The organism is Streptococcus mitis (assembly GCF_005844455.1).
GTDB classification, from domain to species: Bacteria; Bacillota; Bacilli; order Lactobacillales; family Streptococcaceae; genus Streptococcus; species Streptococcus mitis_BF.
In genome coordinates, this window is sequence record NZ_SPGF01000001.1 from 49,548 (window position 1) to 73,962 (window position 24,415).

Sequence of the window (24,415 nt, forward strand, 5' to 3'; positions counted from 1 at the left end):
GGGTAAAAATCGCCCCACGCCGTAAGATTTTTGCAGAAATCCGGCCAAAACAGGCGGCAGCTATACGAGTAGTAAGTGCAAGGGGAAATCTACGGCTTACTTAGAGCAAGATTCTACCGCAGTACCAAAATTCGCTTATCGCTCATTTTGCCCCTACGGGAATCTTGTTGGGGAGTGCCTTCCCCAAACCCTGCTATGCGGCTTGTGCCGCTTGAAAATCCCACCAAAAAATACTTAAAAAATCGCCCACAAAACGGCGGTAAGTGAAAGGAGTTGATACCCATAGGAAAGCGATACAATACGCCCCACCGAAGCCATGTAGTCAAGACACGCATTACCGAAGAAGAATATGCCGACTTCACGGAACGGCTAAAGAATTATGACATGAGCCAAGCCGAGTTTATCCGACAAGCCATTACAAGGGCGACCATTCGCCCCGTTGTTACCGTTTCCCCGGTCAATGATGAACTGCTGTCCGCTATTGGAAAGTTGATAGCCGAATACGGAAAAATCGGCGGCAACCTTAATCAGATCGCCCGTGCCCTCAACGAATACGGAACGCCCTACAATACGCTGTCCGTTGAAGTGCGAGCCGCCATTTCCGACCTTGCCGCCTTGAAGTTTGAAGTCTTGCGAAAGGTAGGTGACGCTGTTGGCAACATTCAAGCATATCAGCTCTAAAAATGCGGACTACGGTGCAGCCGAGCAGTATCTAACCTTTGAGCATGACGAGTTTACCATGAAGCCCACCCTTGACGAAGCCGGGCGGCTCATACTCCGGGAGGATTACCGAATAGCCACGCTGAACTGCGGCGAGGAAGATTTTGCCGTTGCCTGTATGCGGGCAAATCTCCGATACGGCAAGAACCAAAAACGGGAAGATGTGAAAAGCCACCACTATATCATTTCCTTTGACCCACGGGACGCAGCGGACAACGGCTTGACCGTAGACCGGGCGCAAGCATTGGGCGAGGAATTTTGTGCCGAGCATTTCCCAGGACACCAAGCCATTGTCTGTACCCACCCGGACGGACACAACCACAGCGGCAATATCCATGTTCACATTGTTATCAATTCTCTGCGTATTGAGGAAGTACCCTTACTGCCCTACATGGACAGACCGGCAGATACCCGTGCCGGGTGCAAGCACCGCTGTACGGACGCTGCTATGGAATACTTCAAAGCCGAGGTCATGGAGATGTGCCACCGGGAAAATCTCTATCAGATTGACCTATTGCATGGCAGCAAAAACCGCATTACCGAGCGTGAGTATTGGGCGCATAAAAAAGGACAAGCCAAACTTGACAAGGAAAATGCCGCCCTTGCAGCCGAGGGGAAGCCTGTAAAGCAGACCAAGTTTGAAACCGACAAGGCGAAGTTGCGACAGACCATACGGAATGCCATGAGCGAAGCGACCACCTTTGACGAGTTTTCCGCTTTACTTCTGCAACAGGGCGTGACCGTCAAAGAGAGCCGAGGGCGATTGTCCTACCTTACCCCGGACAGAACGAAACCCATTACCGCCCGAAAACTGGGAGATGATTTTGACCGTGCTGCTGTTCTTACTCTTTTGGAGCAGAACGCCCACAGAGCCGCCGAAAAGACCGTACCCATACCCGAATACCATACCGCTGAAACAAACCGCACAGAGCGAGGAAAAACGCAGAAAATCGCCCCGACAGGCAACATTCAGAGAATGGTTGACCGTGCGGCGAAGCGAGCCGAGGGAAAAGGTATCGGCTATGACCGTTGGGCGGCTGTCCACAATCTCAAACAGATGGCGGCTACTGTTGCCGCTATGGAGCAATACGGCTTTACCCCGGATGAACTGGACGCAGCCCTTGTGTCTGCCAATGCGGATTTACACAGCAGCACCGCCAAGCTGAAGCCCATTGAAACGGCTATCCGTGAGAAAAAGGACTTGCAGAAACAGGTGCTTGCCTATGCCAAGACAAGAGATGTGCGTGACGGATTGAAAAAGCAGAAAACCGATAAGGCACGCAAAGCCTACCGGGAAAAGCATGAAAGCGACTTTATCATAGCAGACGCAGCCGTAAGATATTTTCGGCAAAAAGGCATTACCAAGCTGCCCACCTATAAATCGTTGCAGGCTGAAATCGAGCAGTTTACCGCCGAGAAGAACGCCCTTTACAACGAGTACCGGGCAAATAAAGAGCGTGTCCGGGAGTTGCAGACCATGAAAAGCAATCTTTCCCAAATGCACCACGGCGAGCCGAGCCGACAGAAAAAGCATGAACAGGAGCGTTAAAAACCGCCCCGAAATGATACCGAAACCAAACAAAAACAGGGATATGCCCTTACCCCCTATCCGCAATACTCCCCGACCTCAAAGCAGGGCGTACAGGGCAAAAAATCCCCGAAAATGATACCGAGAAGATACAGTTTTCCCGCCCTATCCGTGATACCCACGGAAACGGCAGAAAGGAGCGTACCAATGCCACGCATGAGCAACAAACGGCGGTTTGAATGGAGCTTTTTCCTCAACCACCGAAACCGAATTACCTATAACGACCTTTGCCGGGGCTGCACCCACGATTGCAAGCAGAGTTTCCGAACCGTGATTATCCTCTGCCACCGGTATTACTCCAAGCGTTGGAAACCAAAGGAGGACACCGCCTATGGCAGATAACCGCAAATATTACTACCTCAAACTGAAAGAAAGCTATTTTGATGATGACGCTATCGTGCTGTTGGAGAGTATGCCGGACGGTATTCTCTATTCCAACATTCTCTTGAAGCTGTACTTAAAATCGCTGAAAAACGGCGGCAAGTTGCAGCTTGACGAGAATATCCCTTACACAGCACAGATGATCGCCACTCTTACCCGTCAGCAGGTAGGCACGGTGGAACGGGCGTTAGGGATTTTTCAGCAGTTGGGGCTTGTGGAGCAGCTACACGGCGGCTTACTCTACATGACCGATATTGAACTGATGATAGGGCAATCCTCTACCGAAGCGGAACGAAAACGGGCGGCAAGGCTTGCAAACAAGGCTTTGCCACCACCCCGGACAAACGGCGGACATTTGTCCGACATTCGTCCACCAGAGATAGAGATAAAGAAAGAGATAGATATAGAGATAGAAAAAGAGAGAGAGTTAGAAACGGGACAAGCCCCTGCCCGCAGCTATGGCAGATACAACAATGTTTTTCTTTCCGATACGGAACTGGACGAGCTGAAAGCGGAACTGCCCGACAAATGGGAGTATTATATTGACCGCTTATCTACTCATATAGCGTCCAAAGGAACGAAATACCGCAGCCATGCAGCCACGATATACAAGTGGGCGCAGGAGGACGAAGCCAAGAAACCGCCGAAAAAAGGCATACCCGATTACACCTTTAAGGAGGGCGAGAGTTTATGACTGAACTTTTTACCGATACCGTTTTGAATATGATGACTACTACCGCAGAGCCGGAGGACTACACGGGCGAGGACGGTCTGCTTTACTGCGGCAAGTGCCGCACGGCGAAAGAAGCCTACTTTCCCAAAGAAACCGCCGCATGGTTGGGGCATGACAAGCACCCGACAGAATGTGACTGCCAACGGGAGAAGCGTTTGGAATGTGAATCCGCCGAGGAACGCAGACGACACCTTGACACCGTTATGGAACTGAAACGCCGGGGCTTTACCGACCTCACCATGCAGGAATGGACTTTTGCACATGACAACGGCAAATGCCCGCAGATGAGCAAGGCACATTTATATGTGGAGCATTGGGAGCAGATGAGAGAAAACAACTATGGTCTGCTCTTGTGGGGCAAGGTAGGCACAGGAAAAAGCTATTTTGCCGGGTGCATTGCCAATGCCCTTATGGAACAGGAAATCTCCGTCCGCATGACAAACTTTTCTGCGATACTGAATGATTTAACTACCAGCTTTGAGGGGCGAAACGAATATATCGAGCGTCTTTGCCGTTTCCCTCTGCTGATACTTGATGATTTTGGTATGGAGCGTGGCACAGAGTACGGTTTGGAACAGGTCTACAATGTAATTGACAGCCGATACCGCAGCCGAAAGCCGCTGATTGTCACCACCAATCTAAGCCTTACGGAACTGCAAAATCCACAGGACACCGCCCACGCCCGTATCTATGACCGAGTGCTTGAAATGTGTCTGCCTATCCTCTTTACAGGCGAGAACTTCCGAAAGGAAACGGCACAAGCCAAGCTCAATGGACTAAAAGAACTGTTGAAGTGAAAGGAGTTGCCTATGACAGAAAACAAACAGAATAACAATGACCGCACCGACCGCCGCCCGGACTGCGTGACGGAGATCCGCATGGGTAACACCGTGCTTGTTGTGTCCGGCTTTTTCAAGAAAGATACCACAGCCACCGCAGCCGACAAGATGATGAAAGTGCTTGAAGCGGAAACCGCAGCTACACACAAGCCAAGTTATACTGTATGATAAGCCTAATTGTAAAAAATCGTCATAATGACGGGCGATAAAGAAGCAAATTCACATTTACCAGCTATACAGACAGCCGCCCCATGTGGTACAATCAAGGTACGGAATAGTGGGGCTGGCTGTCGGAAACGGAGGATTTTATGTTAAGACAGACCAACCAACAACCAATTACCGCCCTTTACCCAAGACTTTCCCATGAGGACGAGCTGCAAGGCGAGAGCAATTCCATTTCCAACCAGAAGCGTATCCTTGAAACCTATGCAAAGCAGAACGGCTTTTCCAATCTGCGCTGGTACACGGACGACGGTTATTCTGGTGCGAACTTTCAAAGACCTGGTTTCCAAGCCATGCTTGCGGACATTGAAGCCAGAAAAGTCGGGACAGTTATCGTAAAGGATATGTCGAGGTTAGGGCGAAACTACCTGCAAGTGGGAATGTATACGGACATGATTTTCCCACAAAGGGGCGTTCGCTTTATCGCTATCAACGATGGAGTGGACAGTGCACAGGGCGACAATGATTTTGCCCCTCTGCGTAATATCTTCAACGAATGGATGGTGAGAGATACGAGCAAGAAAATCAAGGCTGTTTTCCGCAGCAAAGGCATGAGTGGCAAGCCTATCACAAGTCAGCCGGTCTATGGCTATCTCAAAGGCGAGGACGGACGCTTTATCGTGGACGAAGAAGCTGCCCCGGTCGTCAAGCAGATTTTCAGCTTGTGCCTTGCTGGGAACGGTCCGACCAAAATCGCCCGTGTATTGACCGAGCAGCAAATCCCAACACCGGGTACATTGGAATACCGCAGGACAGGCAGCACACGCCGTTACTACCCCGATTATCCCTACAAGTGGGCGACCAACACGATTGTCCATATCCTTGAACGCAAGGAATATCTGGGGCATACGGTAAACTTCAAGACCGAGAAAGTGTCCTACAAGGTCAAATCAAGCGTGGAAAATCCCGAAGAAAAACAGGTCATTTTCGAGAATACCCATGAGCCAATCATTGACCTTGCTACATGGGAGCGTGTGCAGGAATTACGCAAGCAGCGCAAGCGTCCAAACCGCTATGATGAAGTCGGTCTGTTCTCCGGCTTACTGTTCTGCGCCGATTGTGGAAGCGTCCTCTATCAGCAGAGATACGAGAACAAAACCCGAAAGCAGGATTGCTACATCTGCGGCAACTACAAGAAGCGTACCCACGATTGCACCGCACATTTTATCCGCACCGACCTTTTGACTGCGGGCGTTCTCTCCAATCTACGGAAAGTGACGAGCTATGCGGCAAAGCATGAAGCCCGGTTTATGAAGCTGCTGATCGAGCAGAACGAGGACGGCGGCAAACGCCGGAACGCCGCCAAGCGAAAGGAACTGGACGCAGCCGAAAAGCGGATTGCGGAGCTGTCCGCTATCTTCAAGCGGCTTTATGAGGACAGTGTGACTGGGCGTATTTCTGATGAACGCTTTGCGGAACTTTCCGCAGACTATGAAGCCGAACAGAAACAGGTCAAGAGCCGTGCCGCCGAACTGCAAGCGGAACTGGCAAAGGCACAGGAAGCCACGGTTAATGCGGAAAAGTTTATGAAAGTTGTCCGCAAGTACACCAGCTTTGAGAAATTGACCCATACCCTGCTGCGGGAGTTTATTGAAAAAATCGTTGTCCATGAGTGCAGCTATGACGAGAACGGCACACGCAGACAGGACATTGATATTTATTACAGCTTTGTCGGCAAGGTAGAACTTCCCGACGAATAATGCCCGACCTATCCGACACAGTAGCTAAGTGCCGGATGGGAACGGCAAAAAAATTTTACACTTCTATTGCTTCTTTATCACACACAAACAAAATCTCAGGGCATTAAGCAGCTAATGGCTGGTGGAGGCATCGTTCTAATCGGCTTAAAACTAATCCCATTACTTTCAAATGTATTGAAGTAAGGAGAGTAGCTTATGTTTGGTATTTTCGATAAGATAGAGGAATTTTTTAAAGAGCTTCTTCTCGGAGGTATCCAAGCAAATCTTGAGTCAATGTTTATCGACATTAATGATAAAGTCGGAGCAGTAGCAACCGATATAGGCAAGACACCAATGGGATGGAACTCAGAGGTATTTAACTTTATTAAGAGTATCAATGATAGTGTCATTATTCCAATTGCAGGTTTAATCATTACAGCAGTTTTATGTATTGAACTGATAATATGGTTATGCAAAAGAATAATATGCACGATACAGATACCTTTGAGTTTTTTAAATACATGATAAAGATGTGGATAGCGGTATGGCTAGTATCTCATGCCTTTACATTCTCAATGGCAGTATTTGATGTTGCACAACACCTTGTAAATCAGGCGGCAGGAGTAATCAATACTTCTGCTACCGTTTCAGGTGATCAAATTGTTCAGATGGTTGAGGGATTAAAAGACAAAGGACTTGGAGAACTGGTGATGATACTCTTTGAAACCTCGCTTGTTAAAGTTGCAATACAGGTTATGTCGGTAGTCATAATGCTAGTTGTCTATGGCAGAATGTTTGAGATATATGTTTACTGTTCAGTTTCAGCAATTCCATTTGCCACTATGGGAAATAAGGAGTGGGGACAAATTGGAACAAACTATATCAAAGGTCTATTTGCTATTGGGCTTCAAGGCTTATTCTTGATTATATGCTTGGGTATTTACGCAGTTTTAGTAAAGACGATAAAGATAACGGACATTCATGCAAGCACCTTTATGATATTAGGCTATGCATTACTTCTTGGTCTAATGATGCTAAAGAGTGGAACGCTTGCAAAGAGTGTATTAAACGCACATTAAGGAGGATTTTTAATGATAGAAGTAAAGAAAAAGTTGTTTCCTGTTTCAATTATTGCAGTAGGAATTGGAGCATTTGCTATCTCGATTTTTAACAGGAACAAATTAAAGAATTTAGAAGATGAAGTAAAAAGTACAAGAGATGATGTGAAATCTATTCTTTGTTATCAAGAGCAGAAAAATGCATTCATTGAGTCAGAATTAGAAGAGATGAGAAATGAGGTTGCTTCATGCTATGAACATTTTGAAGCATTTTCAAAGGAAAAAGAAGATGGGAGGTAAGCTATGGGCTATGTACCAATTCCCAAAGATTTAAAAAAGGTAAAAACAAAGGTAGCCTTTAACCTTACAAGAAGACAATTAATTGGATTTACACTTGCTGGACTGGTTGGTATACCAGTCTATTTATTTATGAGAAAGTTTATGCCAAATGATATAGCGATACTGTTTTTAATTGTATCAACGCTTCCAATCTTCTTTGTAACACTATTTGAAAAAGATGGACTTACCTTTGAGAAATATTTTAAGCACATATATCTACACAAGTTTTATCAACCACAGAAGCGAGTGAGAAAGGAGGTTTACCTTGAACAAGAAAAGAAAATTACAGCAAATTCAATTAGAAAAAAATCAAAAGGTATTAAAGGAAAACAAAAGAAACCTGAAAAAAGAAAAGCTGACTAAGCAGAAGAAAAAAGCTTCTCTAATCGACTTAATATTTAAGAAAGAGCCTAAGAGATATACTGTTGAAGACACAATACCTTATCTGAGAATGCTAAAAAGTGGAATATGCCAGCTTGATGAAAAGCACTATAATAAGTGTATTGCATTTCAGGATATAAACTATCAGCTTGCCTTAGAAGAAGATAAGGATTTGATTTTCAATCAATTTGCGAATGTTTTAAACTCTTTTGATCCAAGTGTAGATATTGAGTTTTCATATATCAATCAGCTTGGAAGAAATAATGAATTAAAAGCAGCTATTCAGATACCGGATAAAAATGATGGTTATGATGATATTCGATTAGAGTTTCGTGAGATGTTAAAAAGTCAGCTTGCAAAGGGAAATAATGGTTTAAAGAAATCGAAGTATATCACCTTTGGAGTTGAAGCGGATAGTTTGGAGCAAGCGACTGCAAAACTTGAGCGACTTGAGATTGATATATTATCAAATCTAAAGAGTATGGGAGTTCGTGCTGAGGGCTTAACTGGAGCAGAAAGACTGAAGGTATTGCATGATATTTTAAATCCAGATAAGCTCTTTTCTTTTTCCTATAAAGACTTAAAACCAAGAGAAAGTACAAAGACGGTGATTACACCAGATTCTTTTAATTTTGTACCAAGTAAGTATTTTAAGTTTGGAAAATATATTGGAGCTGTTAGTCATCTTCAAATACTTGCAAGTGAGCTATCGGATAGAATGCTTGCAGAATTTTTAGATATAGATGATAATATCAATATTTCTTTTCATATCAAGGCAGTTGAGCAGACAGAAGCTATTAAAATGGTGAAAAGAAAAAATACAGATATTGATAAGATGAAGATTGAGGAAAATAAAAAGGCAGTTAGAAGTGGCTATGATATGGACATATTGCCAAGTGATTTAATTACCTATGGAGATAATATCAAGATGCTTTTAAAAGACCTTCAGACAAGGGATGAGCGTATGTTTATCGTAACGATTGTCTTTATGAATTTTGCAAGGACAGTACAAAAACTTGATACGACTATTTCTCAAATTTCATCTATTGCAAGTAAACATAATTGTAAGATTAAACGCTTAGATCATAGCCAAGAACAAGGCTTTATCAGTGTATTACCTCTTGGCGTAAATAAGATTGAAATAGATAGGGGACTAACATCATCATCTACAGCAGTCTTTTTACCATTTACAACAGAGGAGCTTTTCATAAACTCATCAAATAGCTTGTACTATGGATTAAATGCCTTAAGCCATAATCTCATTATGGCGGATAGAAAAATGCTTAAAAATCCAAATGGCTTAATTTTAGGTACGCCTGGTTCTGGCAAGTCCTTTTCCGCAAAGCGTGAAATGGCAAATGCTATTCTTACAACAGATGATGATGTCATTATTTGTGATCCAGAGGGCGAATATGGCAATCTTGTTAAACAGTTTAAGGGAGAAGTCATAAAGGTTAGTGCAAAGAGTAAAGACTATCTCAATCCCCTAGATATAAATATGAACTATGGAGATGGAGACGCACCACTTAAGGATAAGGCAAACTTTATTATGTCTATGCTTGAACTTGTAGTTGGTGGTAGTGGACTTACAGCAGAAGAAAAGTCTGTTATAGATAGGTGCTTACCTAAGATTTACGAGAAATATTTTGAAAATCCAGTTCCAGAGAATATGCCAATACTTCAAAACCTATATGATATGTTAAGAAATCAGGAAGAAAAAGTAGGAAAGAAACTTGCAACGGAAATGGAGATTTATGTAACAGGCTCTCTTAATGTCTTTAATCACAGGTCAAATGTTGACTTAAACAAGCAGCTCATTTGCTTTGATATTAAAGAACTTGGAACACAGCTTAAAAAGATAGGAATGCTTGTTATTCAAGATCAGGTGTGGAATAAGGTGTCGCAAAATAGAAACACAGGAAAAAGCACAAGATACTACATTGACGAGTTTCACTTGCTTTTAAAAGACGAGCAAACTTCTCAGTATTCTGTTGAAATTTGGAAGAGATTTAGAAAATGGGGCGGTATTCCAACAGGTATTACCCAAAATGTAAAAGACCTACTTGCAAGTAAAGAAATTGAAAATATTTTTGATAATACGGATTTTATCTTAATGCTAAATCAAGCAACAGGTGATAGAGATTGGCTTGTTGTAAAGCTTAAAATTTCAAAAGATCAGGAAAAATTCGTTACCAATTCAAGGGCAGGAGAAGGCTTAATTTTCTTTGGAAATACCATTGTTCCATTTGTAGATAACTTCCCTAAAGACACAATTCTATATCAAAAGATGACTACAAAACCTGAAGAAGTGAGGTAGCATCTTATGAGTAAAAAAAGAAAGCGAGATTTGAATGAAAAGTTAAGGGCAAGAGAAGAAAAAATAATCACAAAGGCTGAAACAGATGATGTCCTAGATTACAAAAGGAAAACTGGAGATGATTACAGGGATAAGGTAGTTAAAGAAGAAAAAAGGTTTCAAGATAAAATTCACGAGAAGATAAGTAAAAGAACGGATATTACTAGTGAAATAGAAACAAGTAACAAGAGCAAAAATGCTATAAAAAGAAATATTCGAAGTAACAGTTTTCAAGCCGAAGTAGCCAAGTCAGATTATCAAACAGAGGTTAAAGAAAATCGTATCTATGATCCTTTAGCAAAAGACCAAGATGGTGATGGTGTTATTGATAGATATGATAATGACTTTAGAGATAGCGATGTATCTTATGAGCCTTTAGGTAATAAAAAATCCAAACTTCATGAAAAGCAGAAGAAATCACTTAAAAGAAAGAACTATTCGGATAAGCTCTTTACAAGAAAAGGGGCAGATAAGAAAAAGGAAGATAATATTAACGTTTCTAACACTGGTAAAGAATTCATCAAAGATAGGGAAAAGAAAAATCAGCTTTATAAAAGGTATAACAAGGAAACCTTAGTCGGTGGAAGTGTGATTGGAGCTGCAAAACTTGGTGAGGTTACAAGTAATTTTCTATCATCTGGTAGTGATGAAAATGCATCGGTTGAAGCTGCTGAAAAAGGCTTAGGAAGTTCCTCTAAACTTATTCATGGTGTAAAGAATTATTCGAACAAGAGAAAAAGTAAGAAGCTATATGATTTAGAAAAGAGCGATAGGAAAATCCAAAGTAGAAAATCTAAGCTTCAGTTTAGAAAGAGCATGGACGAGGTTAAGAAGACCGACCAATATAAAAAAGCAAATGCTTATAAAAAGTTTCAAAAGAAGAAACAGATGAAGTTAGCTATCTATAAACAAAATAAGACAAGAATTAGAGATAGAGTTAAAAAGACACTGATGGATACATTTAAGGTATCTAAAGACTTCATCATAAGAAAAGCAAAAGTGGCAGCAATAGTAGTAGCTGCCATAATTATTTTTGGAACTTTTGTATTTAACTTTGCAAGCATGACAATGGGTGGATTTGCTAATTCTACGAGCAGTGTTTTAACAACATCATATTTATCAAGACCAAATGTTTTAACTGAGATTAATCAAAGTTTTTCAAACAAGGAAAATGACTTATATAGCAAGCTTGAAAATGTAGAAAAGAATAATCCCGGATACGATGAATATATCGTAAGAAAAAATGGAGATATTGGTCATAATGTTCATGAACTTTTATCCTATATCACTTCAAGATGTGGTGAAGTAAAGAGTTTATCTGAAGTTAGTAATATTTTAGATGACTTATTTAAGACTATGTACAATGTCGATTATAAAGAGGAAATAGAGATAAGATATAAGTCTGTAACTGAAACTTACACTGATGAAGATGGGAATGAATATACTGAGAGCCACGAAGAACCTTATGAGTATAGAAAACTCATTGTTACTTTAAGTAAAAGGGAAATGGATAGTGTGGTTCGAGAAGTCTTCGCAAAGTATCCAGATAATTTAAAGCATTATGAAACACTATTCCTTGCACAGGGGAATATGGGTGAAATGTTTGGCAACACGAATCTCATTACTGCAAATGGTGGCATAGGTGGAGGAAAAGAATACGAAGCATCGTCTGATGTTCAAAAGAAAATTGTAAATGCAGCATATATTACTCCATCACCTGGAGCAGGTTGGTGTGCAATGTGGGTTTCTCAGGTTTATCAAAATGCAGGTCTTGGATATATCGGAGGTAATGCTAATGATATGTACCGAAACCATACATTTACTTCTGATAGATCAAAGTTAAAAGTAGGAATGCTTGTAGCAGTTGAAAGTAGCAGTAGCGGTGGACAAGCTGGACTGACTTATGGTCATGTCGGAATTTATATTGGCGATGGTAAGGTAATGGATAATATCGGAGTAGTTAGGGTAACAACCTTAGATGATTGGATTGCAACATTCTGTAAACACCATCCAGTAGGATTTGGATTTCCACCAAACGTACAAAGATAGAAGGGAGTGGAAAATGTGAATAGGGAACTGAATACTGTTAATAAAAAAATTCAAAAATTATTAGATAAGAAGGCTCAGATCGATAAAGATTTAGAGCCTTTATTTATTCGTAAAGAAGAACTATTAGACCAAGAATATGTAGTGATTTGTAGAGAGAACAATATCACTCTTGAGGAATTAGTGAAGATGTTCAAAGAGAAAAAAGAAAAGGAGAAATATAGTAATGAAAAGCAAATTAAAGAATAAGAAAGTATTGGCCGCACTTATTGGAGCAGCGTTACTTTTGGTTTCAATTATAGGTGTGATGACTGTAAATAAGCAGATTGTATTTGCAAAAGATGGAACTGTACTTTCAATGCTTAATCCGATTGAAGCTCTTGCAGAAACGGAAGAGAAATTTGAAGTAAAGATTAAATATGTATTTTCAGACGAGAAAGTATTTAAAGAGGAAATTATAAAAGCGGATAAAGGACAAATCCTTGATAGTGGTGATTTGCCAATGTTACCTGACGATATGAAATTCATTGATGATTTTCTTTATTATGAAGTCAAAGGTGATGGAAAAGATGAGATTATCCGTAGGATTGAAAAGATTGTAAAAGATAAAGCAACTCAGACTGAAAATGAGAAAGATAAAGAAAAGAAGCTTGAGGAAGTAAAACAGGATAAAGCCACTCAAACAGAAGAAACTAAGAAAGATTCATCAACACAGACTGATATTGCCAAAAATGATTTAGATAAGATGGATAAGGAGTCTAAAGAATTAAAAGAAAAGGTAGATAATCTTAGTAAGGAACTTAAGGATAAAGATAAGTTAAGTGATAAGCAAAAAGATAAAATCAAAAATTTAGAAGATGAAATTGAGTCTTTGGAAAAGAAAATCAAAAAGGACAAGGACTCTGTTGATTCATCAAAAGAAAATATTGAGCTTAAAAAATCTATTGAAGAGTTAGAAAAGAAGACTAAGGAACTACAGGAAAAGCTCAATTCCATGAATAAGATAGGGACTAATTCTAATTCAACTATCTCAAATCCAGTACCGAAAAATAACGAATCTTTTAGCAAATTTATTCCAAGCACACCTATAAATACAGGAAAAGGTAGCGATGCTTCTGGTAATACTTCAACACCGACATCTAAGACTGAAAACAAGGTAGAAACTAAGTCAGATAAAAAAGAGGAGAAACAGGAAATCCGTTATCCGAATAAGCTAACACCTAAACAGACTTCAAGTAATGGAGATACGTCTTCTATGGATGGAACAAGTAAGCCTGTAAATACCAATAAAGGAGTAGAGTCAGAACCATCAAAGGCAAGAGGATCTGTTATAGAGAATAAGGATAATGCAAACAAAGATTATCCAATTCACCACAACGATGGTAAAGATAATAAGTCTACGGATATGTATTCAGCAGACGCAAGACAGTTTGTAACTTTTACAACTAAAAATGGAAAGACTTTTCATCTAATCATTAATCATGATGAAGATAGCGAGAATGTAATGCTTTTAACAGAAGTTTCAGAAGATGATTTGTTAAATATGGTTGAAAAGAAAGAAACACAAAAGGAGATTGTAAAGGAAGATCCAATAAAAGAAGAGCCTAAACCAGTGAAAAAAGAAGAAAGTAGTAATATGGGAACATACTTAATTCTGATTCTTGTAGTAGCTGGAGCATTAGGTGCAGGTTATTACTTTAAGGTTGTTAAAAAGAAAGAGAATGAAGAACTTGAAGCATTAGAAGATGATGACGATGATTTTTTCTCAGAAGCTGATGAAAGTGAAGAAACATCAGAAATAGAGGTTGAAGAAATCGAAGAAGATGAAGAATAAAATGCACCATAAATTATATGATTTTGGGTGCAAGTTAAAGGCGAGGGAGTATTATCTTTCGCCTTATTTTATTTGAAAGATTGGAGATAATATGGATTTAGTTATTGCAGAAAAACCGAGTGTAGCTATATCAATTGCAAAGGTGATAGGAGCTACAAAAAAGAAAGATGGATACTATGAGGGAAGTGGATATAGGGTATCATGGTGCGTAGGTCATCTGATTCAGATGGCAAATCCCGATAGCTATGATGAAAAGTATGCTAAGTGGAATATGGAAGATTTACCGATTGTTCCAAGTGAGTATAAGTATGAGGTTTCAAAATCTACTAAGAAACAATTTAGTGTCTTGAAGAAACTATTGAATGATAAAGAAATAGAGAATGTAATAAATGCTTGTGATGCTGGTCGTGAAGGAGAAAGCATTTTTAGACTTGTCTATAATCAAGCAAATTGTAAAAAGAAGATGAAACGACTTTGGATTTCATCAATGGAAGATAGTGCAATTAAAGATGGTTTCAATAACTTAAAAGATGGAAGTTACTACGATGATTTATTTGAATCCGCCAAGGCAAGAGCGATTGCAGATTGGCTAGTCGGGATGAATATTAGTAGGCTTTATTCTTGCCTGTATAAGCAAAATTATAGTGTGGGAAGAGTACAAACACCTACACTTGCAATGATTGTAAATAGGGATGATGAAATCAGTAATTTCAAGAAAGAAAAATATTATACAGTTGAGCTTTCTTTAGATAAATTTTCACTTTCTACAGACAGAATTGATGACAAGACTACCACAGAGCAGCTTATCAATTTAGTAGGTAATTCCATAGAAATTACTGATGTCTTTCAAAAAGAAAAGATAACAAAGCCTGAGTTACCTTTTGACCTTACAACACTTCAAAGAGAATGCAACAAGTATTTTGGATATAGTGCGAAACAGACACTTGATTATGCTCAAAGTCTTTATGAGAAGAAGTTTATAACATATCCAAGAACTGATAGTAGATGCCTGACTGAAGATATGATTACAAGCGTCATTAATAATATCTTAGGCAAGAATGACTTTGATACTGAAAGAATTAAGATAGTGTTTAATTCTAAAAAAGTTACGGATCACCATGCGATTATACCAACAATCAGCTCATTAAAAGAAGATATTTCAACTCTTCCAGAAAGTGAAGCAAAGGTATATAGACTTATAACAAATAAACTCCACGCAAGTGTTGGATACCCTTTAGTAGAAAATACTACAAAAATTGTTGCTGAGTTTGATGGTTTTGAATTTAGTAGTAGTGGCAAAGTGATTATTGATGAGGGATTCACTAAGTATTTAAAAGAATATAAAACTAAGAAAACTGAAGATACATTACTACCAGGTGTAAAGGTAGGCGAAGTATTTGAGATAAGAAATAAAGAAGTAAAAGAGAAATATACATCACCACCTAAGTATTTTACGGAAGATACACTTTTAAAGGCTATGGAAGTAGCGGGTAATGACGCCTTAGAAAAAGGCATTGAGGTAGAAAGAAAAGGACTTGGCACACCGGCAACTCGTGCAGGTATTATTGAAAACTTGATTTTCAAAGGTTTTATCGAAAGAGATAAAAAGAATCTAATTGCAACCAATAAAGGAATTAGTTTGGTGACTATTGTTTCAGATACTTTTAAATCGGCAGAAACTACTGCTGAATGGGAAATGAAACTATCTGATATTGCTAATGGAAAGGCGAATAAGGATGATTTCTTAAAATGTATTGAGAATGAAATAAGAGAAACAGTAGGGATATATCGTAAATAATTTTTAGGGGAATGAGAGCTAATCTTGTTCCCTTAGTTTATTGGAGGTGATTAAAATAGATGAGCTAAATGTATTGGAACTGTTTGGTGGTATAGGTGCCATTAGAAAAGCTTTAATAAGGCAAAAAATATCTCATAAGACGGTGGATTATGTAGAGATAGATAAGAATTGTGTTAAAAGTTATAATGCACTTTATGGCGAAGAATTTGAGCCTAAGAGTATAGTAGATTATCATCCGCCAGATGAAAGAATAGATTTATTAATGCATGGCAGTCCCTGTCAAGATTTCAGTAGAAGTGGCTTAAAGAAAGGTGGCACAAAGGGTAGTGGTACAAGAAGTAGTCTTCTTTTTGAAACAATACGAATAATAGAAGAAATGAATATCAAGCCCAAGGTTGTGCTTTGGGAAAATGTAAAGGGAGTTCTCGATAAGAATATGAGAGCTTCCTTTTTTCATTACCTAAAAGAAATGGAAAGGCTTGGTTATGAGAATAAGTATGAAATTTTAAATGCTATGGACTTTGGAATACCACAAAAAAGAGAGCGTATCTTTGTTGTAAGTATCTTAGGTGAAAACTACTTTAATTTTTCTTCTTTAGAAAAGATAGAGGCAAAGGATATATCTAAGTTTTTAGAAAAAGATGTCTCTAATCTTTATGAAGTAAAGCAAGAATCAATGCTTTCTCATATTAGAGGAGATCCTAAAAATAATCATTTCAAGGGCAGATTAAAAGTTATTGATAAGTTTGCCTACACAATTTCCACCAAGCAAGTGCGTATTCCTAATTCAGGAATTATTGATTTAGGTAATGGCAAATATAGATATTTAACTGAGCGAGAATGCTTTAGACTTATGGGTTTTAATGATGAAGACTTTAATAAGCTAAAAGCTATTTATCCAGGAAGAAAAGGAAAATTATCGTCAATACTGTATAAACAAGCTGGAAATAGCATTATCGTAAATGTGTTAGAAGCAATATTAAAAGAAATTTTGAAGAACTAGGAGGTAAAGATGAGAACGAATGATTTTTACAACATAATTGAGCTTGTAAAAAGAGATGTTTTAGATAGTGAAAGAGAATATCTAAAGCTTTTAAAAGTCATTGGAAATAACCAAAGATACGACTTTTTAAGTCAACTTAGTATCTATGATAAAAATCCCAATGCAACTGCTTGTGCAAGCTTTGATATGTGGAGGGAAAGATTTAATCGAACTGTCATGAGAGGGCAAAAAGGGATACCTATTCTAAATGACAGTAATGCTTTCCAAAAAGTAGGATATATCTTTGATATTAGTCAGACTGTATCAATGGATAAAAATGTTAATGAAGTGGAACTATGGTCTTTTGATAGAGAAAAGCATGAAAATACATTAAAGGATATGATTGAACTACAAGGATATGACTCAAGTGAAAGCCTATTGGAGAACCTATATTCCCTTAGCAGAATATACGCGGATGAAAGCATATATGAGCTTGCGAATAATCTGAGGATTGCTGATGAAGATAGAAACTCATTTGTAAATTTTATGAGAAATTCTATTAGCTTTGCAATTTCAAATAGATTTAACTTGGATTATCCTATTCCAATGAATAACGTACAAGAAAATTTCAAGTACTTAGATAGAATTTCTTTAATGAGTGTTGGTAACTGTATTTCCAATGCTTGTAGCAATATTATTGAAGCTACGATGGTTAGAACAAGAAATTTATCTGTCAATTACGACCTGACAAAGAGTATAGGTGCCGATTATAATAAGCTTAATGAAAATAATAAAGAATTAGGAGGTATGGCGAATGCTATTCGATCAAATGACGAAAGAGATGATAATGACGGAAACCGAATTTTCAGAGCTGGAGAATACAGACGAGATAATTTTGATAATCAAGGAGAAGACTTTGAACAAACTGGAGGAAGAGAAGAAATTCATGGAAGAATTTCCGAATCCAATTTACGCAGTGATGAGATTGGACTTTCTAACAGAGAGCAACGAGGAGAAACACTATCAAATGCTAATAGACCTTTACAAAGAGAAGAGCCTAGTGAAACACTTGATGGAAGTTCAAAAGAGAGCCATCGACTTTATGAGGAAGGAAAAGCCGAAGATGATGGAAGCATGGAAAATAGAGAGCGAAACGAATCCAGAATACAAGGTAATGATTTCAGCCTTGAAAGAAATGGCAATCAAGGAAATAGTGGAAGCTTAGAAAAAATAATTGAGAAAACGAACGAGGGAGCAGAAAATGCTTCCTTTTTCTATTCTAAAGAAGATCCATACAATTTAATGACTGATGAAATGCTTGAGCGTGTTCCAAAACTTTATGATCAAGAACATACTGATCTGGCAGATACTCAGGTTCATGCAGCATATATCATTCCATTTAGAAGCAATTGGACATGGTATATGACGGAATACGATAGGGAAACAGGCGATGCATTTGGTCTTGTTTTAGGAATTGAACCAGAGTGGGGATATTTTAATATTCATGAGCTTGAAGAACTTAATGCTCAAAGACTTATTTTAGAAGATTTTCCAAAGACTTTTAGAGAGCTTAAAGACAGAGAATTAAAAAAGCAGATGGATGAACATGAGCTTCAGATGGTCTTTAATGGGGAACTCAGTTTTGAAGATCAAGTAATTCCTAAAGAAGCTAGCAATCAAGTAATAGATAAATTTGAAGAAGAATTAAGCCCTAATTTTGCTGAAGAAGTTGCCTCTATTATGGAAGAATACGAAGTCCCAAGAGATGTTGCAATTAGCAGACTTGCCACTAGTAAATTAGAAGAAGCTCTTCAAGGAACAAACATTGGGATTGATGATTTTAATTTTGAACAATTAGAACAGATTATGAGTGCCATAAAGGAGTACGATTTTTATGGAAATGAAATTACTGAGATTGCAGATCCTAAACTTCCTGTATGGAAGATGGAACATTTAAAATGGCTGATTGATGATTGGAACAAAGGCTTGGACGGTGTTACATCAGAAAAGATAAAGTATCTGAAAGAGTTAGACATTGAACTTGCTAAGTTTAATGTGCTTAAAGGTTATCTAATGAATGATGAAGTAAGCATAAGTCAGATTGAAGAATTTAAGGATAACATTGACTTTGTTACGATGAGCGAGTTTGTTGATAGCCTTAAATACTACGCATATAACAATCAGAATGAGAAAGTAGCAGTTAAAGTCGGTAATGAATTTATACTTGCAAGTAAAAAAGATAGCTTAGATATTAGCCTTGAAGATACTGGAAGAAAAGTAGAAGTTGATGGAGTAGAATATTCACTTAATCGAGGAGTAGATTTTAAGGAAAGCACAAAGGTTGATACTTTGCTTGATAGCGGAAAATATGAAGCATATAAGATTGCTGATTATGTTGTGGAAGCTACTCAAGTTGAAGTAAAACAAGAGACACTTTTTGATTACCTTAATCCAGAAGAAGATAAAGAAAAATCGTTAGATTTATCTATTGGAAAAACTGTCTACATGGATCATGAGGCATATAAAATTGATGATGAAGTGAGCTTTAATGAGATTCTAAAAAAGAATGACTTAAGACTTGCTCCTCTAAGAAATGGCAATCATATGATGCCTATAGTAAGTTTTGCAGATGATAAAGAGTTATTAGAAAAGATTAGCTTTGATAGACCTAAACTACTTGTCGGAGACGAAGTTCACTATAAAGATAAAGACTACACTATAACTCGCTTTGACAAGATGGGTGGTGGTCTTAAGACTGCTACAATAAAAGATAATGTTGAGTATCTTGGGGGAATGATTACGGGTTCAGAAGTTATTCCTTATAGATTAGAAAGTGATTTAGTAAAACTTTTTGGACTTGAGGAAAATAAACAAGAGAAAGTATCAAACTTTAGAATTATAGAAGATATTTTCCCTGATAAACTTACTCCAAATGAAAGGTTAAATAATAATCTTGAAGCCATTTCAATGCTTAACAGAGTGGAAAGTGGAGAACGAGAGCTTGATATTACAGCACAGGAAGTTTTAGCAAAATATGTAGGCTGGGGTGGACTTGCGGATGTATTTTATGAAAGTAAGGAAGGACAGTGGAAAGAGGCAAGAGCCTTCTTAAAAGAAAATTTATCACTATCAGAATATGAAGCTGCAAGAGAATCTACCTTAACGAGCTTTTACACACCGAAAGCAGTCATTGACGGAATATATAAGACATTTTCAGGTATGGGGTTTAAACAAGGAAACATCCTTGAACCTTCAATGGGTATCGGGAACTTTATCGGTAATCTTCCAGATGAAATGAATAAATCAAAGTTTTATGGGGTTGAGCTTGATTCTGTTAGTGGTAGAATTGCAAAACTTCTTTATCCTGAAAGTGATGTGCAAGTTAAAGGCTTTGAAGAGACCAGTTTTTCAAACAACTTCTTTGATGTGGCAATCGGTAATGTTCCGTTTGGTGAATTTAAGGTTAATGATAGGGAATACAATCGTAATAACTTCCTTATCCATGACTATTTCTTTGCCAAATCCATTGATAAGGTTAGAAATGGTGGTGTTATAGCCTTCATCACATCATCTGGAACTATGGATAAAAAAGACGAAAGTATCCGTAAATATATAAATGCAAGAGCAGAGTTTTTAGGTGCAATAAGACTTCCTAACGATACCTTTAAGGGTATTGCCGGAACTGAGGTGACAAGCGATATTATTTTCCTGAAGAAAAGAGATAGTGTACTTGAGCGTGACGATGACTGGGTTCATTTAGCAGAAGATGAAAATGGTCTTGTATATAATAAATATTTTGCAGACCATCCAGAACAAGTTCTTGGAAACATGAAAGAGGTAAGTGGAAGATTTGGAAAAACTCTTACTTGTGAGCCAATAGCATTTTTATCTTATGAAATAAATATGTCTTCTTTAAAAGATCGTATTGAAGCTGCAGGTGAAAGAATATCAAAAGATGCGAAGTATGAAGAGATAGAGCTACTAGATGATGAAGTAACCTCAATACCCGCAACCGATGATGTAAAAAACTTCTCTTATACCTTGATTGATGATGAGGTATATTACAGAGAAAATTCACTTTTTGTTAAGAGAGAAGTATCAGACAAAAACAAGGAAAAGATTAAGGATTATCTCGAATTAAATGACGCACTAAAGGATGTAATATACAAGCAAAAAGAAGACTTTAGTGAAGCTGAAATCAAAGAATCTCAGGATAAATTAAACGCAGTTTATGATAGTTTTTCTAAGAAGCATGGTTTTGTAAATAATTTAAGTAACACAAGAGCCTTAAGAGAAGATAGTAATTTCCCTTTGGTATCTTCTATTGAGATACTGGATGAAGAAGAAAACTTTAAGGCAAAAGGCGATATTTTTTCTAAGCGAACTATCACAAAAGCGAAAGTTATTGACCATGTAGATACTTCACTTGAAGCATTGGTACTATCTATTTCACAAAAAGGTTATGTAGATTTTGATTACATGACAAATCTAACGGAAAAGGATAGAAATACTCTTATAGAAGAACTTAGAGGAGAAATCTTTCTAAATATTAGGGAAGAGAATGTTAGTTTTAATCAGAAGCTTTCTTTTGACTTGGAAGATGGTGATTTGCCATTTGCTTGCAGTGATGAAAGCAATTCTTTCAAGTATGCCTATGTAACAAAAGATGAGTATTTAAGTGGCAACATTAGAGAAAAGATTGAAATTGTAGATAGTTATATCAATAGGTTACGACAAGCAGAACGAATGCTTTCAGAAGGAAGTGAAAACGAAAGGGAAACACTTGTAAATGAACTAAGCCGACTGGAATATCAAAAAGCAGAACTTCAAAGAGTAATGCCAAAAGAACTTGAAGCCAGTGAAATCAATGTAAGGCTTGGTGCAACATGGATTCCACCTAAAGATATTGAAAGATTCATATTTGAAACATTAAAGACTCCAGGATATGCAAGATGGGATATTAAAGTTAAATTTTCACATTTAACCAGTGAATGGAATGTTGAAGGTAAGAGCAAAGATAGAGGAAATGACCTTGCTGAAATGACCTATGGAACAAGTAGAGTGAGTGCCTACAAGCTGATTGAAGATGCTCTAAACCTAAAAGAAACAAAGGTATTTGACCAAGTTCTCAATCCAGATGGTTCAAAGACTTCGGTACTAAATAAAAAAGAAACTATGCTTGCGGGGCAGAAACAAGAACTTATAAAAGAAGAATTTAAGAATTGGATATTTAGTGATCAGGATAGAAGAAATAGACTTGTAAAAGCCTATAATGAAAAATTCAATTCTATTCGTAATCGAGAATATGATGGATCAAATTTAAGCTTTGATGGAATGAGTACAGATATTTCTCTTCGTCCACATCAAAAGAATGCAATTGCAAGAATACTGTATGGTGGTAATAGCTTACTTGCTCATGTGGTAGGAGCCGGCAAGACTTTTGAAATGGTAGCAAGTTCCATGGAAGCTAAGAAACTTGGAATGTGTACTAAGTCATTGTTTGTTGTGCCAAATCATCTTACAGGGCAAATTGGTCGTGAGTTTATGCAGCTATATCCATCAGCAAATATTATGGTTGCGGATAAGAAAGACTTTGAGCCAAAAAACAGAAAGAGATTTATCGGTAAAATTGCCACTGGGGAATACGATGCCGTTATTATCGGTCATAGTCAGTTTGAAAAAATTCCAATGTCTAAGGAGTACCAACAAAAGCATATACAAGACCAAATTGATGAGATTATTAACTATGTAGAAGAGTATAAGCATGACAGAAATCAAAACTTTACAGTAAAGGAGCTACAAAAAACAAGAAAGAAATTAGAAGCAAGGCTTGAAAAATTAAACGATGATTTTAAGAAAGATGATGTCATTACCTTTGAAGAACTTGGCGTAGATAATCTGATCGTTGACGAAGCACATAACTATAAGAACCTATATCTTTATACAAAAATGAGAAATGTTGCAGGTATTGGACAATCTGAGGCTTTTAAGTCATCAGATATGTTTATGAAATGCCGATACATGGATGAAATGACTGGTGGCAAAGGAATTGTATTTGCGACAGGCACACCAGTATCAAATTCAATGACAGAGCTTTACACTATGCAAAGATATTTACAGTACGACACTCTGAAAAAGAATGGACTAGAGCATTTTGATTCATGGGCTTCAACTTTTGGAGAAACACAATCTGCTTTTGAATTATCTCCAGAGGGAACAGGTTACCGAGTTAAGACTCGTTTTTCTAAGTTTTATAACCTACCTGAGCTTATGAGTATGTTTAAGGAAGTAGCCGATATTCAAACCGCAGATATGCTCAATCTTCCTGTTCCAGAAGCTCATTTTAAAGTCATTAAAACTGAACCAAGTGAAGAGCAAAAAGAAATACTAAAGAGCTTGTCTGAAAGGGCTGATAAGGTGCGTAATAAGTCCGTAGAGCCTGAAGAAGATAATATGCTTAAGATTACTAATGATGGTAAGAAACTTGCATTAGATCAGCGTTTAATCAATCCTTTACTTCCAGATGATGAAAACTCAAAGGTGAATGTATGTGTTAAAAATGTATTTTCTATTTGGGATAAGACAAAAGAAGAAAAATCAACACAGCTTCTATTTTCAGATATGTCTACACCAAAAGGTGATGGTAGCTTTAATATCTATGATGATATTAGAGATAAACTTGTGGATTTAGGAATACCAAAGGAAGAAATTGCCTTTATTCATGAAGCCAATACCGATAAGCAAAAGGATGAACTCTTTGCAAAGGTAAGAAAAGGTGAAATTCGTATTTTAATAGGTTCTACTCAGAAGATGGGTGCTGGTACAAATGTGCAAAATAAACTAATTGCAATGCATGATTTAGACGTACCATGGAGACCTGCTGACCTTGAACAGAGAAGTGGTAGAATTGTTCGCCAAGGTAATGAAAACAAAGAGGTTAATATTTATCGTTACATTACTGAGAATACCTTTGATGCGTACCTTTGGGTGCGACATGAAGTCGCTTAATTTAACTGTTTGGCATGATGACCAAACCAACTATTCCGTTAGTTGAGCCGAGTTTCGACTGCACTTAGGTGTGGTAAGCCGATATTAAAGTAACCCTACTTGAGGTAAAACCGTGAGGAAATACCGAAACTACTAGCAACAAAGTGGTTAGGGAGCGAGGCTTGATAATATGGCTAACATATGTGAACTACTGATAAATGTCGTTAAGGCGAACAGGCTAAAGTTGCTGATAAGCCTGAACCAAAATGGTGTGTAGTCGGATAATCCTTTCCACAGTGGGATTACACGGACAAAAAGACTACCGGCAGAGAGGTAGAGCCTAAGTTATCAATGTTAATTAAGTGAAACATGGTAAGCCTGTACTATTGCCAAAAGGCAAGGCAAATCGTAAGAAATGCTGATAATGGTGCAGGTAAAGGAGAATGGAAAAAGCGAATGCCATCTTGTAATG

At 38.1% G+C, this 24,415-nt stretch carries 16 protein-coding genes and 2 pseudogenes; all 18 read left to right on the plus strand.

The genetic code is table 11. The features are described from left to right. Positions 1-282: 282 nt before the first annotated feature. The 18 genes and pseudogenes from FGQ53_RS00300 (at position 283) to FGQ53_RS00390 (ending at position 23,964) form a co-directional block, all read left to right on the plus strand. Positions 283-681 (plus strand): plasmid mobilization protein, encoded by a 399-nt coding sequence (locus tag FGQ53_RS00300; RefSeq protein ID WP_138335144.1) that lies wholly within the window; start codon positions 283-285, stop codon positions 679-681. Next, positions 653-2,269 (plus strand): relaxase/mobilization nuclease domain-containing protein, encoded by a 1,617-nt coding sequence (locus FGQ53_RS00305; RefSeq protein WP_110441880.1) that lies wholly within the window; start codon positions 653-655, stop codon positions 2,267-2,269. Before FGQ53_RS00300 ends, FGQ53_RS00305 begins: the two co-directional genes overlap by 29 nt. A gap of 186 nt (positions 2,270-2,455) precedes the next feature. Further along, positions 2,456-2,650 carry a hypothetical protein gene (locus FGQ53_RS11795; protein ID WP_138335095.1) on the plus strand — a complete coding sequence of 65 codons (195 nt, stop codon included), beginning with the start codon at positions 2,456-2,458 and terminating at the stop codon, positions 2,648-2,650. Further along, the gene (locus tag FGQ53_RS00320; protein WP_024738893.1) at positions 2,640-3,383 is read left to right on the plus strand and encodes a phage replisome organizer N-terminal domain-containing protein; all 744 of its coding nucleotides are present in this window, start codon (positions 2,640-2,642) and stop codon (positions 3,381-3,383) included. The genes FGQ53_RS11795 and FGQ53_RS00320 overlap by 11 nt, the downstream gene beginning before the upstream one ends. Next, positions 3,380-4,219 carry an ATP-binding protein gene (locus FGQ53_RS00325; protein ID WP_138335096.1) on the plus strand — a complete coding sequence of 280 codons (840 nt, stop codon included), beginning with the start codon at positions 3,380-3,382 and terminating at the stop codon, positions 4,217-4,219. The genes FGQ53_RS00320 and FGQ53_RS00325 overlap by 4 nt, the downstream gene beginning before the upstream one ends. A gap of 12 nt (positions 4,220-4,231) precedes the next feature. Next, positions 4,232-4,429: a transposon-encoded TnpW family protein gene (locus tag FGQ53_RS00330; protein WP_087216728.1), complete on the plus strand. Its 198-nt coding sequence runs from the start codon at positions 4,232-4,234 to the stop codon at positions 4,427-4,429. A 140-nt stretch (positions 4,430-4,569) separates the two neighbouring features. After that, positions 4,570-6,183, plus strand: coding sequence for a DUF4368 domain-containing protein (locus FGQ53_RS00335; protein WP_138335097.1), 1,614 nt, complete (start codon positions 4,570-4,572; stop codon positions 6,181-6,183). Positions 6,184-6,273: 90 nt separating this feature from the next. Further along, positions 6,274-6,366: pseudogene (locus tag FGQ53_RS11800) on the plus strand (Maff2 family mobile element protein); the annotation flags it as partial. A 12-nt stretch (positions 6,367-6,378) separates the two neighbouring features. After that, positions 6,379-7,241 (plus strand): annotated as a pseudogene (locus FGQ53_RS00345) (VirB6/TrbL-like conjugal transfer protein, CD1112 family). Positions 7,242-7,253: 12 nt separating this feature from the next. Beyond that, positions 7,254-7,520 (plus strand): hypothetical protein, encoded by a 267-nt coding sequence (locus tag FGQ53_RS00350; RefSeq protein WP_000573637.1) that lies wholly within the window; start codon positions 7,254-7,256, stop codon positions 7,518-7,520. A gap of 3 nt (positions 7,521-7,523) precedes the next feature. After that, entirely contained in the window at positions 7,524-7,922 is a 399-nt protein-coding gene (locus tag FGQ53_RS00355) for a PrgI family protein (RefSeq protein ID WP_000542588.1), read from the plus strand. Beyond that, complete coding sequence (locus tag FGQ53_RS00360; RefSeq protein WP_138335098.1) at positions 7,825-10,257, plus strand: VirB4-like conjugal transfer ATPase, CD1110 family; 2,433 nt, start codon at positions 7,825-7,827, stop codon at positions 10,255-10,257. The genes FGQ53_RS00355 and FGQ53_RS00360 overlap by 98 nt, the downstream gene beginning before the upstream one ends. A gap of 6 nt (positions 10,258-10,263) precedes the next feature. Further along, positions 10,264-12,345, plus strand: a complete 2,082-nt coding sequence (locus tag FGQ53_RS00365) for a CHAP domain-containing protein (RefSeq protein WP_138335099.1) — start codon at positions 10,264-10,266, stop codon at positions 12,343-12,345. Between the two features lie 15 nt (positions 12,346-12,360). Next, positions 12,361-12,591: a conjugal transfer protein gene (locus tag FGQ53_RS00370; protein WP_138335100.1), complete on the plus strand. Its 231-nt coding sequence runs from the start codon at positions 12,361-12,363 to the stop codon at positions 12,589-12,591. Continuing rightward, on the plus strand, positions 12,569-14,176 hold the full coding sequence (locus FGQ53_RS00375; RefSeq protein ID WP_138335101.1) for a CD1107 family mobile element protein: 1,608 nt from the start codon (positions 12,569-12,571) through the stop codon (positions 14,174-14,176). Before FGQ53_RS00370 ends, FGQ53_RS00375 begins: the two co-directional genes overlap by 23 nt. Positions 14,177-14,267: 91 nt before the next feature. Further along, positions 14,268-15,974, plus strand: coding sequence for a DNA topoisomerase 3 (locus FGQ53_RS00380; RefSeq protein ID WP_138335102.1), 1,707 nt, complete (start codon positions 14,268-14,270; stop codon positions 15,972-15,974). A 55-nt stretch (positions 15,975-16,029) separates the two neighbouring features. Further along, positions 16,030-16,977, plus strand: coding sequence for a DNA cytosine methyltransferase (locus tag FGQ53_RS00385; RefSeq protein ID WP_212744416.1), 948 nt, complete (start codon positions 16,030-16,032; stop codon positions 16,975-16,977). A gap of 9 nt (positions 16,978-16,986) precedes the next feature. Further along, positions 16,987-23,964 (plus strand): helicase-related protein, encoded by a 6,978-nt coding sequence (locus tag FGQ53_RS00390; RefSeq protein WP_138335104.1) that lies wholly within the window; start codon positions 16,987-16,989, stop codon positions 23,962-23,964. Positions 23,965-24,415: the final 451 nt, after the last annotated feature.

Bases quoted from the DNA above. Each gene is read 5' to 3' on its own strand.
- FGQ53_RS11795 (WP_138335095.1), top strand. From the start codon at position 2,456: ATGCCACGCATGAGCAACAAACGGCGGTTTGAATGGAGCTTTTTCCTC.
- FGQ53_RS00320 (WP_024738893.1), top strand. From the start codon at position 2,640: ATGGCAGATAACCGCAAATATTACTACCTCAAACTGAAAGAAAGCTAT.
- FGQ53_RS00325 (WP_138335096.1), top strand. From the start codon at position 3,380: ATGACTGAACTTTTTACCGATACCGTTTTGAATATGATGACTACTACC.
- FGQ53_RS00330 (WP_087216728.1), top strand. From the start codon at position 4,232: ATGACAGAAAACAAACAGAATAACAATGACCGCACCGACCGCCGCCCG.
- FGQ53_RS00335 (WP_138335097.1), top strand. From the start codon at position 4,570: ATGTTAAGACAGACCAACCAACAACCAATTACCGCCCTTTACCCAAGA.
- FGQ53_RS00350 (WP_000573637.1), top strand. From the start codon at position 7,254: ATGATAGAAGTAAAGAAAAAGTTGTTTCCTGTTTCAATTATTGCAGTA.
- FGQ53_RS00355 (WP_000542588.1), top strand. From the start codon at position 7,524: ATGGGCTATGTACCAATTCCCAAAGATTTAAAAAAGGTAAAAACAAAG.
- FGQ53_RS00365 (WP_138335099.1), top strand. From the start codon at position 10,264: ATGAGTAAAAAAAGAAAGCGAGATTTGAATGAAAAGTTAAGGGCAAGA.
- FGQ53_RS00375 (WP_138335101.1), top strand. From the start codon at position 12,569: ATGAAAAGCAAATTAAAGAATAAGAAAGTATTGGCCGCACTTATTGGA.
- FGQ53_RS00380 (WP_138335102.1), top strand. From the start codon at position 14,268: ATGGATTTAGTTATTGCAGAAAAACCGAGTGTAGCTATATCAATTGCA.
- FGQ53_RS00390 (WP_138335104.1), top strand. From the start codon at position 16,987: ATGAGAACGAATGATTTTTACAACATAATTGAGCTTGTAAAAAGAGAT.